This window comes from Pseudomonas pergaminensis (assembly GCF_024112395.2).
GTDB lineage: Bacteria > Pseudomonadota > Gammaproteobacteria > Pseudomonadales > Pseudomonadaceae > Aquipseudomonas > Aquipseudomonas pergaminensis.
In genome coordinates this window covers 3,364,042-3,376,270 of the sequence record NZ_CP078013.2, presented here as the reverse complement: position 1 = coordinate 3,376,270, position 12,229 = coordinate 3,364,042, and the positions used below count along the sequence as shown (strand labels likewise).

The window sequence follows — 12,229 nt, the reverse complement described above, 5'->3', positions numbered from 1 at the left end:
CACACAAACGGAGCTTCCCATGACCCTTTCCAACTCCCGTCAACTCGAAGGCAAAGTCGCGCTGATCACCGGCGCCAGTTCCGGCATTGGTCGCGCGGCCGCTGTCGTCCTGGCCCAGCGCGGCGCGAAGATCGTGGCTGCTGCCCGCCGGCAGAGCGAGCTGGACGACGTGGTTGCCGAGATCACTGCCAATGGCGGCACCGCGTCCTCCATCGTCGTCGACGTGACCCGCGAAGCCGACATCATCGCCATGGTCACATTTGCCGTGGACACCTATGGCAAGCTGGACATCGCCTTCAACAATGCCGGCACCGAAGGCGTGTTCGCGCCGCTGGTCGAACAGGACAATGCACGCTTCGACCTGGTGTTCGAGCCGAATGTGCGCGGGGTTTTCAACTGCATGAAGTACCAAGCCAAGGTCATGCTCGAACAGGGTTTTGGCAGCATCATCAATAACGCGTCCATGGGTGGCGTGATCGGTTTCGAGAATGCCGCGCTGTATATCGGCACCAAGCACGCCATTGTCGGTATGACCAAGACCGCGTCCATCGAATGGTTCAAGCGGGGCGTGCGGGTCAACGCGCTGTGCCCGGGCCTGATCGAGACGCCGTTCCACCATCGCGGGATCTGGCCGTCGGTGGATGCCCAGCACGCTTTCGCCGCCAGCACACCGGCCAGCCGGTTTGGCACGGCCGAAGAGATGGCGACGGTGGTGGCGTTCCTAGGGTCGGAAGATGCCAGCTACGTGTCCGGCCATGCCTTGCTGGCAGATGGCGGCTACTCGGTGGCCTGACGGTTACGGGTCTGGAAGAAGTCGATAAATGCCCGGAGCTTTCCGGGCATTTGCGCACGGTTGGCGTAATACAGGTGGAAGGTCTCGGCGGGCGCCGCGTAATGTTCCAGCAACGCCACCAGTGCACCGCTGGCGATATCCGCCTGGGCAAACGGGCGGAACACCAGGGCCACGCCGCAACCCAGGCGCGCAGCCGACAAGGTGGTGCGCATTTCATCCAGCACCAGGCGCCCCTTCACCTCGATCGCGACAGTGGCCTTGCCGATGCGAAACGTCCAATCCATGTACGGCCCGCGGCTGCTCAGGCGCTGGTGGATGCAGTCGTGGGCCAGCAGGTCTTCGGGTGTGTCCAGCGGTGCCGAGCACGCCAGGTACGCGGGCGCCGCCACGGCCACCATCGGCTGCGACGTGCCCAGCGGCACGGCGATCATGTCGCGCTGCAAGGCCTGGCCCAGGCGAATGCCGGCATCGAAACCTTCGCCAATGATGTCGCTCAAGCCATTATCGAGGGCGATATCCAAGGTGATATCCGGGTACTGCGTGAGGAATGCCGCCACGTGCGGCTCGATCAGCGAGGCATAGGCCACGTAGGAACTGTTGATCTTCAACGCGCCGTAAGGGCGGCTGGCGGTGTCGTGCACTTGCTGCACCGAGAAGCGAATCTGCTCCAGTGCCGGTGCCAGGGTGTCGAGCAGCTGGCTGCCGGACTCGGTCAGCGCCACGCTGCGGGTGGTGCGGTTGAACAGGCGCACACCCAATTGCGCTTCAAGCTGCTTGATGGTCTTGGACATGGCCGTCGGCGTGACCTCCATCTCGGCTGCCGCCCGCGCGAAATTCAGATGACGGGCCACACATTCGAACGCGATCAGCGCCGGCAAGTGGGTGGATTTCAGGCTCATGCGGCGTCTCGACGGGTTAAGCCAACAGTGTTGCGCAGCATAAGTGAGTTCAACTAAGACGCCCACTGAAAATACTGCCCACGCAAAAAAAATCCGCCGCAGAGTCTGCGGCGGCAACCAAAGGATTTTGTCGAAGCAGAGCGGCTAAGACAGGCCCAACGCTACACCCGCGGCAGGTTAAATACCGTGAAGTTTAATTAATCGAGTTTCATCCGGAACACCGCTACAGGCCGCGCAGACTGGGCTTAGAATCAACCTCGGCAACCATGCCGAACACAATAAAAAACCGTAACAGCTCACCTGCAAACATCTGCCCATACCACGTTATGCACCATCCAATAAGTGCGGTGTTTCTGTGCGCGCGTTCATTATTCCGGGGAAGTCACAACATGATTAAACAGTCGAGCCTGTTAGCACTGGCGGTGTGTGCCGGTATCAGCCAAATGGCCTTTGCAGAGTCCGTCAGCGACCAGGCAGATGCCAAGGGGTTTATCGAGGGCAGCAGCATCACCGGGCTGCTGCGCAACTACTACATGAACCGCAACCGTGAAGGCGGTCGGGCTGACAACCGCGACTGGACCCAAGGCGCAATGCTCAACTACGCCTCGGGCTTTACCCAAGGCACCATTGGTTTCGGGGTGGATGCCTATGCCTACGGCGGGCTGAAACTGGATGCCACCCATGAATACGCGGGCACCGGCAACCTGCCGACCGACCGGCACGGCGATCCCGAAGACGCCTACGGCTCGGTCGGCGCCGCCGTGAAAATCAAAGTGTCCAAGACCCAACTCAAATTCGGTGACATGCAGCCCACCGCGCCCGTCTTCGCCACCGGTGGCACGCGCCTGTTGCCGCAGACCGCCACCGGTTTCGACCTGACCAGCAGCGAAATCGCCGGCCTGGACCTGGAAGCCGGGCACTTCACCAGCACCAACAGCGGCATGACCAGCAACCATGACCACGATATCTATGCGACCTACGCCAACATCGCCGCCAACAGCGCAAGCTTTGTCGGCGGCAAATACACCTTTACCCCGTCCCTGAGCGCCACGCTGTATGCCGGCGAGCTGGAAGACATCTGGCGCCAGTACTACACCAACCTCAACTACGTGATTGCGCTGGCGCATGACCAGTCCCTGGCGCTGGACGGCAACCTGTACCGTACCCTCGACACGGGCAGCGCCAAGGCCGGGGCGATCAATAACACCACCTACTCGGTGGCGGCAGCCTACTCGTTCCTGCAAGCGCACACGCTGACGCTGTCGTTCCAGAAAGTGCATGGCGACACGCCGTTCGACTACATCGGCACTGGCAACAACGGTGCGGGCGAAGGCGGTGATTCGGTGTACCTGGCCAACTCGGTGCAATGGGGCGACTTCAACGGCCCGGGCGAGCAGTCGTGGGGTATCCGTTATGACCTCAACGTGGCCAGTTATGGCGTGCCGGGGCTGAGTTTCATGGCGCGCTACATCAACGGTTCGGACATCAATGGCACCCACACCCCGAGCCACAGCGCCTACGTAGGCGACTACGGTGCCGATGGCGCCCACCACGAGACGGATGTGGAAGCCAAGTACGTGATCCAGAGCGGTCCGGCGAAAAACCTGTCGTTGCGCCTGCGTGATGCGATCGTGGCCTCAAACGCCGACCAGCGCGATGGTGATCTCAATGAGCTGCGGTTGATCGTCGACTATCCGTTTACCCTGCTGTAAGTGGCCTTTGTGGTGAGGGGGCAAGCTCCCTCACCACTGGGCTACATCAGCCCACCCAACCCACTGCGGTCTTGGGAATGACTTCCGACTCATCCAGCTTCGACGCAAACATGCTCACTGCCTCCACCGCGTCACTGGTGCTGGTGCGAATCTGCAGGATCACCGAACCGGCCTGATCAGCCAGGCTGACGCCGCGTTGCGCGCCTTCCTGGGTGGCGTTCATGCTGGTCACCGCGTCACGGGTTTCCGAGAGGATCATGCCGATCATCTCGGCAATTTCCGCCGTCGAGCGGCTGGTGCGCCCGGCCAGTTGCCGGACCTCATCGGCCACCACCGCAAAGCCCCGCCCTTGATCCCCCGCGCGCGCTGCCTCGATCGCCGCATTGAGCGCCAACAGGTTGGTCTGGTCGGCGATCCCGCGAATGGTGTTGACGATGGCGGTGATCTGCTCGGAACGATCGCCCAGTTGCCCCACCAGCCGTGCAGAAGCGCCGATGTTGTCGGCGATGCGGCGCATTTCGCTGGCAGTTTCCTGGATCACCTGGGTGCCATGTTCGGCAAAACGCTCGGTTTCAGAGGAGATATGGTAGGCCCGCGACGCACCACGGGAATCCTCTTCGAACTTTTCCACGCGCTCGGTGATGTCGCTGGCGAATTTGACGATCTTGACCAGCTTGCCTTCGCCGTCATACACCGGGTTGTAGCTCGCCTCCAGCCACACCACATGCCCATGCTTGCCCAGGCGCTTGAATTGGCCCGTGAAGAATTCGCCGTTGTTCAAACGCCGCCAGAAGTCGGCGTATTCATGGCTGTTGATCAGCGCCGGCTCGCAAAACAGGCGGTGCTGTTTGCCTTTGATTTCCGCCAGGCTGTAGCCCATCACGTTGAGGAAGTTCGCGTTGGCGTCGAGTACCTGGCCGCTCAAATCGAACTCAATCACCGCCATCGCCCGGTCCACGGCCGTGAGTTTGCTGCGGGTGGCGGCCTCCTGCTCGACCTTGCTGGTCACGTCCAGCGCGTATTTGACCACCTTCAATACCTGGCCGCGCTCATCCAGCACCGGGTTATAACTGGCCTCCAGCCAGATCGTATTGCCGTTGCTGTCTACGCGCTTGAAGGTGCCGGACACAAACTTGCCGGCCTTCAAATCACTCCAGAACTGGCTGTAGGCCGGGCTGCCGGTCAGCGCCGACGGGCAAAAATCGCGGTGGGATTTACCGGCCAATTGACTGGCGTTGTAACCCAGGGTCTTGAGGAAGTTGTCGTTGGCCCGCAATACCTTGCCGTTCAGGTCGAATTCGACCACGGCCATGGAGCGTTCGAGTGCGGCGATCAGTCCTTTGTACTCGGTGACTTCGGCCGTCCTGGCCGACAGTGCTGTCTTGAGTGCTGTGTTGAACATGGACGTACCCTCAGCCGTGCGGAGAACCCTGTGTCTCACCTCGCTATCGGCTGGGAAATACGCGACTTTACGCGCCGCCTCAGGATTATTTTCTGGCGTCAAATACTTGCGTGATCAGCGCTTTGCATCAAGCAACGCCAGGCGTTCGCGCATGCCGGCACTCGCCGCCGGGCCGGCCTGCAACACGCACTGATCAAGCGGTACTTGCTGGCCGTCGGCACGCGCCAACATCGGCTGCACGGGCGTGCCTGTCGCACGCTCTACCAACTCCACACTGGTGCCCTCCTCGGCGTAATGCCGGTTGCCCCAGGCCACCAGCGACATCAGCACCATGCGGAAATCCTCGCCCTTTGCCGTCGGCACATATTCATAGCGCGGTGGCCGCTCACTGTAGGCCTGGCGCTCCAGCATGCCGGCCTCCACCAACGCGTTCAGGCGGCGTGTGAGCATATTGGGCGCGATGCCCAGGCTGCGGGAAAACTCATCGAAGCGGCGCAGGCCCTGCAGCGCGTCGCGCATGATCAGGATGCTCCACCACTCCCCTACCCGGTCGAGGCTGCGGGCGATGGGGCATTCGTCGCGGGTGAGGGACTTGCGTTGCATGGGCGTTTCCTTGGGCCGGTGCCTATTTACGTGATGCCATGTTACTTTCATGATGATAGTGACGTCCATAGGGTCTGTTCCCTCAACGCAACCGGAGTCGATTGATCATGAGTAAACGCATCGTTGTGACAGGCATGGGCGCGCTGACGCCGCTCGGCGCTGACGTGGAGTCAACCTGGCAACGCCTGCTGGCCGGGCAGTCGGGCATTCGTCGCCTGCCGGAAGAACTGATCGGAGACCTGGCCGTGAGCATCGGCGGCCAGGTGCAAAGCGTGCAGCAGGATCCGCAAGCCGGGTTCGATCCCGACCGGCTGTTGGCGGCCAAGGAGCAGCGCAAGATGGACCGCTTCATCCTGTTCGCCCTGGCGGCGGCAGATGAAGCCTTGAAACAGGCCGGCTGGGCACCCGTTACCGCCGAAGCGCAGGAACGCACCGCAACCATCATCGCCTCGGGCGTCGGCGGCTTCCCGGCAATTGCCGATGCGGTGCGCACCACCGACAGCAAGGGCCCGCGGCGGTTGTCACCGTTCACCATCCCCTCCTTCCTGAGCAACATGGCCGCCGGGCATGTGTCGATCAACTACGGTTTGAAGGGGCCGCTGGGCGCGCCGGTGACCGCGTGTGCGGCAGGCGTGCAGGCGATTGGTGACGCGGCACGGATGATTCGGGCAGGTGAAGTCGATGTGGCGGTGTGTGGGGGCGCCGAAGCGGCGATCCATCGCGTCAGCCTGGCCGGGTTTGCGGCGGCGCGGGCGTTGTCCAGTGACTTCAATGACCGCCCGGCGCAAGCTTCGCGGCCATTCGACCAGGCACGTGACGGGTTTGTCATGGGCGAAGGCGCCGGCATCCTGGTGATCGAAGACCTGGAGCACGCCCTGGCGCGCGGCGCACAGCCGATTGCCGAATTGGTGGGTTACGGCACCAGCGCCGACGCCTATCACATGACCGCCGGCCCGGAAGACGGCGACGGCGCACGACGTGCCATGCAGCAAGCCTTGCGCCAGGCAGGAATCGAGGCGGCCCAGGTGCAGTACTTGAACGCTCACGCTACTTCCACACCAGTGGGCGATAAAGGCGAACTGGCGGCGATCAGGACGGTATTTGGCGCTAACGGCAGCCCGGCGATCAGCTCGACCAAATCCGCCACCGGTCACCTGTTGGGCGCTGCGGGCGGTATCGAAGCCATCTTCACCGTACTCGCCCTGCGCGATCAGGTCGCCCCGGTCACCCTCAACCTGGAAGTCCCCGACGCGCTTGCGGATGGCCTGGACCTGCTGCGCGGTGCAGCCCGGCCGATGCCGATTGAATACGCGCTGTCCAACGGCTTCGGCTTTGGCGGCGTGAATGCCAGCGTGCTGTTCCGCCGCTGGGCGTAGTTTGCCCCTGCGGTATTTTTCGGGGACCATGGGCGCCTTTGTGAACCTGCCAACGAGAGGCGCCCATGGCAAACCACGACCTGCACTACACCCCGGACCCCGATGCCGACTCGATCTCTTCGGACGTGATCGGCTTCAACGGCATCCTGGTGTCCACCCAGATTCCGACCCGCGCCGATGGCAGCCTGGAACTGGGCGACATCACCCTGCAAAGCGAATGCACCCTGCAAGCCCTGAAAGTCGCCCTGGAAAAGGCCGGCAGCTCCATGGACCGGGTGATGCACCTGACCATTTATCTGACCGACATGGCCGACCGCGCTGCCTTTAACGAGGTCTACAAACGCTTCTTCGCCAAGCCCTGGCCCGTGCGCGCGGCAGTTGGCGTGGCGGCGTTGGCGGTCGATGGCATGCGCGTGGAAGTCACCGCGATGGCCGCTCAGGCCTGAGTGGGTGCCGGTCAGGCATTTCACAGCTACAATGCGCGCCTCAACCGTGACAAGCCTGACTAAAAAAACTATGTCCTTGCCCAAGCATCACCTGGAATTGCTCAGCCCTGCCCGCGATGTCGCCATCGCGCGCGAGGCTATCCTGCATGGCGCCGACGCCGTGTACATCGGCGGCCCGAGCTTCGGCGCGCGCCATAACGCCTGCAACGATGTGAGCGACATCGCTCAACTGGTGGAATTCGCCCGCCGTTACCACGCGCGCGTGTTCACCACGATCAACACCATCTTGCATGACAACGAACTGGAACCCGCGCGCAAGCTGATCCATCAGCTCTACGATGCCGGCGTCGACGCGTTGATCGTGCAGGACCTGGGCGTGATGGAACTGGATATCCCGCCCATCGAGCTGCACGCCAGCACCCAGACCGACATTCGTACCCTGGGCCGCGCCAAGTTTCTCGACCAGGCCGGTTTCTCGCAGTTGGTATTGGCCCGTGAGCTGAACCTGCAAGAGATCCGTGCCATCGCCGACGAAACCGATGCCGCCATCGAATTCTTCATCCACGGCGCCCTGTGCGTGGCGTTCTCGGGGCAGTGCAACATCTCCCACGCGCAGAACGGCCGCAGCGCCAACCGTGGCGACTGCTCCCAGGCCTGCCGCCTGCCGTACACGCTCAAAGACGATCAAGGTCGCGTCGTGGCCTTTGAGAAGCACCTGCTGTCGATGAAAGACAACAACCAGAGCGCCAACATTCGCGCGCTGGTCGAAGCCGGGGTGCGTTCGTTCAAGATCGAAGGCCGCTACAAGGACATGGGCTATGTGAAGAACATCACCGCCTATTACCGCCAGCGCCTCGACGAGATCCTTGAAGACCGCCCGGACCTGGCCCGCGCTTCCAGCGGCCGCACCGCGCACTTCTTCCTGCCCGACCCGGAAAAGACCTTCCATCGTGGCAGCACCGATTATTTCGTGACTGACCGCAAGGTCGACATCGGCGCCTTCGACACCCCGACCTTCACCGGCCTGCCGGTGGGTGTGGTGGAAAAAGCCGGCAAGCGCGACCTGCAGGTGGTCACCCATGAGCCGCTGTCCAACGGCGATGGCCTCAACGTGCTGGTCAAGCGTGAAGTGGTGGGTTTCCGCGCCAATATCGCCGAGCCTAAAGGCGAGTTCGAGGAAGACGGCGAGAAGCGCTACCGCTACCGCGTCGAGCCGAATGAAATGCCGGCGGGCTTGCATCAACTGCGCCCGAACCACCCGCTGAACCGTAACCTGGACCACAACTGGCAACAGGCGCTGCTCAAGACCTCATCCGAGCGCCGTATCGGCCTGACCTGGAAAGCACGTCTGCGCGAAGCGCAGTTGGACGTCACCGCCACCAGCGAAGAAGGCATCAGCGCCAGCATCACCCTGCCCGGCCCGTTCGGCGTGGCCAACAAGCCGGAACAGGCGCTGGACACCCTGCGCGACCTGCTCGGCCAACTGGGCACCACCGAGTACCACGCGACCAATATCCAGCTGGATGCGCCACAGGCGTTCTTCATCCCCAACTCACAGCTCAAGGCCCTGCGCCGCGAAGTGATCGAGGCGCTGACCGCTGCCCGCGTCGCCGCTCACCCACGCGGTGGCCGCAAGGCCGAGACCTCGCCGCCGCCGGTCTACCCGGACGCGCACCTGTCGTTCCTGGCCAACGTCTACAACCAGAAAGCCCGCGACTTCTACCATCGCCACGGGGTGAAGCTGATCGACGCTGCCTTCGAAGCCCACGAAGAAACCGGCGAAGTCCCGGTGATGATCACCAAGCACTGCCTGCGCTTCTCGTTCAACCTGTGCCCTAAACAGGCCAAGGGGGTCACGGGCGTGAAGACCAAGGTCGCGCCGATGCAGTTGATCCACGGCGATGAAGTGCTGACCCTGAAGTTCGACTGCAAACCCTGCGAGATGCACGTGGTGGGCAAAATCAAGGGGCATATCCTCGGCCTGCCGCAGCCGGGCAGCGTGGTGGAGCATTTCAACCCGGAAAACATCATTTTCCAGGGTACGCACTGACACGCTGGGAGCGGGGCCACCACCAGCCCCGCTGCAACCCGGCGGCCGCCAGCAGGATCGCCACCACCCCCAGCCATTGCAGCCAGCCCAGGCGATGCCCGAAGGCGATCCAATCGACGAAGATCGCCGCAATCGGGTAGATAAACGACAGCGCGCCGGTCAGGGCTGTCGGCAACTTCTGGATCGCGCCGTACAGCAAGACATACATCAGGCCGGTATGCACCACGCCGAGCGTCACCAGTGCCGCCCAGGCATTGGTCGTGACCGGCAGGCTATTCCACGGCACCAGCGGCGCCAGTAACAGTGCGCCGGTGGTCACCTGGATCAACGCCATCAAATGTGGCGGCACTGCTTTCAGACGCTTGATGATCAGCGCCGCAATCGCATACAGGAAGGCTGCGCCCAACGCCAACGCGATGCCTGTGAGGTAATCGTCGCCGGTCTGTTGATCGCCGTGGGCAGTCACAATCGCCAACATTCCCAGGAACGCCACGCTCAGCCACGCCAGTTTCTGCACGGTGATCTTTTCACCCAGGAACACCGCCGCCAGCATCACCAGCATGAACGGCTGCACGTTGTACACCGCCGTGCTGATAGCAATAGATGCGCGCGAATAGGATTCGAACAGCAGCAACCAGTTGCCGACAATCGCCACGCCACTGAGCATCGCCAGGCCAAGCTTGACCCAACTGAGCAGGTCCAGGCGCAGGTAACCGAGCAACGCGCAGACCAGCAACAGCGTCAGCCCGCCGATCACGCAGCGCCAGAACACCACTTCGATCACCGACACGCCTGACACCAGTACAAACCAGCCAATGGTGCCTGAGATCAGCATAGCGGCGATCATTTCCCACGACCCGCGACGGATGGATGTGTCCATGTATGAGGCTCCTCAAGTGAGGCTCAATTATGGCAATCTGCTTGGGACCGGCTCCAGCGACTAAAAAAGGCCAAAGGCCAGGGTTGCCTTTACTTATTAGGTGAACACCATGATTGACACCATCGACCAGCAACTGATCGCGGCTTTGATGGACGACTCGCGCCTGTCCCTGAAGGCCTTGGCCGGGATTACCGGGCTGTCCTCACCCAGTGTCGGCGAACGCCTGCGCCGCCTTGAAGAGCGCGGCGTGTTGACCCATTACACCGTCGACATCGACCCCAAGCATTTCGGCTATCTGCTCCAGGCCATTGTGCGCATCCGCCCATTGCCCGGCAAATTGCATGAGGTGGAGCGGCAGATCCAGGCGATCCCGGAATTCACTGAGTGCGACAAGGTCACCGGTGACGACTGCTTTATCGCGCGCCTGCATGTGCGCACCATGGATCACCTGGACAGCCTGCTCGATAAACTGAACGCCTATGCCGAAACCAACACGGCCATCGTCAAGAAAACCCCGGTGAAACGGCGTTTGCCGCCCCTGGGGGATTCGTGATTTCGAGTCATCAGCGCAATGCCTGAATAGGTATTCTGTCATCACTGGGCGGTCTTTATCCTGGCTCCACTCTTTGGACCAACAGGTGAGCAGCTCATGTATGTCATTACCGGAATCACAGGCAAAGTCGGCGGCGCCCTGGCGCACAATCTGATCAAGGCAGGCCAGCCCGTTCGCGCCGTGGTGCGCGATGCGGGCAAGGCGGCCTACTGGGCTGACCAGGGTTGCGAAGTGGTATTCGCCCACATGGAAGACGCCCAGGCGCTGACCGCCGCGTTCAAGGGTGCGACCGGGGTATTCATCTTGCCGCCACCCGGCTTCGACCCGCAGCCCGGCTTTCCCGAAGCCCGCGCTGTGATCAGTGCGGTCACCCAGGCCCTGCAGGCCGCCGCGCCGCAGAAGGTGCTGTGCCTGTCGACCATCGGTGCCCAGGCCGAGCCGCTCAACCTGCTGACCCAGCGGACCTTGATGGAACACGCCCTGGGCGCCCTCGACATCCCCGTGACCTTCCTGCGCCCGGCCTGGTTCATGGAGAACGCGCTGTACGACGTGACAACCGCCCGTGAAAACGGGGTGATCCACAGCTTCCTGCAACCGCTGGACAAGGCTGTGCCCATGGTCGCCACGGCGGATATCGGCACGGTGGCTGCGCAGTTATTGCAACAGGATTGGGCCGGTCACCGTGTGGTGGAGCTTGAGGGCCAATGGGTGAGCCCGAACGATATCGCGTTTACCCTGGCGCAATTGCTGGGCCGCGACGTTCGCGCCGAGGTGGTCGCGCGTGATAGCTGGGAAACCCTGCTGCGTTCGCAAGGTGCGCAGAACCCGATGCCACGTATGCGCATGGTGGATGGGTTCAATGAGGGGTGGATTTGTTTTGAGCATGGCCAGGTGCTCAAGGGCAATACGACGCTGTTGACTGTCTTGGGTGGACTGGTGTCTGGATAGTTCTGGGTAGGGTGTTGGAATTACGCCCGCTGGCGGCCTGACAGCCGCCACAATCTAACTGTCACCCCCGCAATCCAAAAATGTGGGAGCTGGCTTGCCTGCGAAAGCGGCCTGACAGCCGCCACAATCTAACTGTCACCCCCGCAATCCAAAATGTGGGAGCTGGCTTGCCTGCGAAAGCGGCCTGTCAGCCACCACAATCTAACTGTCACCCCCGCGATCCAAAATGTGGGAGCTGGCTTGCCTGCGAAAGCGGCCTGTCAGCCACCACAATCTAACTGTCACCCCCCACGATCCAAAAATGTGGGAGCTGGCTTGCCTGCGAAGGCGGTGGTGCGGTGTACATATCCGTTATTTGGGTAACGGCTGCTTATGGTTCCGCTCTTACAGCGGCTCACTTTTGAAAAGCCCAAAAGTAAGCAAAAGGCTCTTGCCCCAACACTCGGCACCTCGCCTAGGCTCGGTGTGCCCGTAATCCGACAGGTATTTGGGGGGCCGCCGCCACGCGCCATCCATGGCGCGGGGCGGCTAAACCGGCATCCCTGCCGGTTTACCCCCCAAATCCCT

General features: G+C 62.1%; 10 protein-coding genes and 2 pseudogenes. 7 read left to right on the top strand and 5 right to left on the bottom strand.

The features are described from left to right. The first annotated feature begins 19 nt into the window (after window positions 1-19). Window positions 20-793 carry an SDR family NAD(P)-dependent oxidoreductase gene (locus KUA23_RS15200; RefSeq protein WP_252992316.1) on the top strand — a complete coding sequence of 258 codons (774 nt, stop codon included), beginning with the start codon at window positions 20-22 and terminating at the stop codon, window positions 791-793. Here the strand turns inward: KUA23_RS15200 and KUA23_RS15195 are convergent. Further along, complete coding sequence (locus KUA23_RS15195) at window positions 778-1,692, bottom strand: LysR family transcriptional regulator (protein WP_214497021.1); 915 nt, start codon at window positions 1,690-1,692, stop codon at window positions 778-780. The genes KUA23_RS15200 and KUA23_RS15195 overlap by 16 nt on opposite strands. A 389-nt stretch (window positions 1,693-2,081) precedes the next feature. Here KUA23_RS15195 and KUA23_RS15190 point away from each other — a divergent pair, with 389 nt between their 5' ends. Then, the gene (locus tag KUA23_RS15190; RefSeq protein WP_252992315.1) at window positions 2,082-3,404 is read left to right on the top strand and encodes an OprD family porin; all 1,323 of its coding nucleotides are present in this window, start codon (window positions 2,082-2,084) and stop codon (window positions 3,402-3,404) included. A gap of 46 nt (window positions 3,405-3,450) precedes the next feature. Here the strand turns inward: KUA23_RS15190 and KUA23_RS30365 are convergent. From KUA23_RS30365 to KUA23_RS15180, 3 genes and pseudogenes are all read right to left on the bottom strand, one after another. Further along, window positions 3,451-3,927, bottom strand: a pseudogene (locus KUA23_RS30365) (methyl-accepting chemotaxis protein); the annotation flags it as partial. Between the two features lie 111 nt (window positions 3,928-4,038). After that, a pseudogene (locus tag KUA23_RS30360) lies at window positions 4,039-4,806 on the bottom strand (PAS domain-containing protein); the annotation flags it as partial. A gap of 114 nt (window positions 4,807-4,920) precedes the next feature. After that, entirely contained in the window at window positions 4,921-5,409 is a 489-nt protein-coding gene (locus tag KUA23_RS15180; protein WP_099492046.1) for a winged helix-turn-helix transcriptional regulator, read from the bottom strand. Between the two features lie 107 nt (window positions 5,410-5,516). Here KUA23_RS15180 and fabF point away from each other — a divergent pair, with 107 nt between their 5' ends. From fabF to KUA23_RS15165, 3 genes are all read left to right on the top strand, one after another. Further along, window positions 5,517-6,785, top strand: a complete 1,269-nt coding sequence (gene fabF / locus KUA23_RS15175) for a beta-ketoacyl-ACP synthase II (protein ID WP_078048460.1) — start codon at window positions 5,517-5,519, stop codon at window positions 6,783-6,785. A gap of 65 nt (window positions 6,786-6,850) precedes the next feature. Further along, window positions 6,851-7,231 (top strand): RidA family protein, encoded by a 381-nt coding sequence (locus KUA23_RS15170; RefSeq protein WP_028616142.1) that lies wholly within the window; start codon window positions 6,851-6,853, stop codon window positions 7,229-7,231. Window positions 7,232-7,301: 70 nt separating this feature from the next. Further along, window positions 7,302-9,281: a peptidase U32 family protein gene (locus KUA23_RS15165; protein WP_252992313.1), complete on the top strand. Its 1,980-nt coding sequence runs from the start codon at window positions 7,302-7,304 to the stop codon at window positions 9,279-9,281. Here KUA23_RS15165 and KUA23_RS15160 read toward each other — a convergent pair. Beyond that, window positions 9,259-10,161 (bottom strand): DMT family transporter, encoded by a 903-nt coding sequence (locus tag KUA23_RS15160; protein ID WP_252992312.1) that lies wholly within the window; start codon window positions 10,159-10,161, stop codon window positions 9,259-9,261. The genes KUA23_RS15165 and KUA23_RS15160 overlap by 23 nt on opposite strands. 109 nt (window positions 10,162-10,270) lie before the next feature. On the opposite strand from KUA23_RS15160, the gene KUA23_RS15155 reads away from it, so the two are divergent. Both KUA23_RS15155 and KUA23_RS15150 read left to right on the top strand, forming a co-directional pair. Continuing rightward, on the top strand, window positions 10,271-10,714 hold the full coding sequence (locus tag KUA23_RS15155) for an Lrp/AsnC family transcriptional regulator (protein WP_078048456.1): 444 nt from the start codon (window positions 10,271-10,273) through the stop codon (window positions 10,712-10,714). A gap of 96 nt (window positions 10,715-10,810) precedes the next feature. Continuing rightward, window positions 10,811-11,662, top strand: a complete 852-nt coding sequence (locus KUA23_RS15150) for an NmrA family NAD(P)-binding protein (protein WP_252992311.1) — start codon at window positions 10,811-10,813, stop codon at window positions 11,660-11,662. Window positions 11,663-12,229 lie beyond the last annotated feature (567 nt).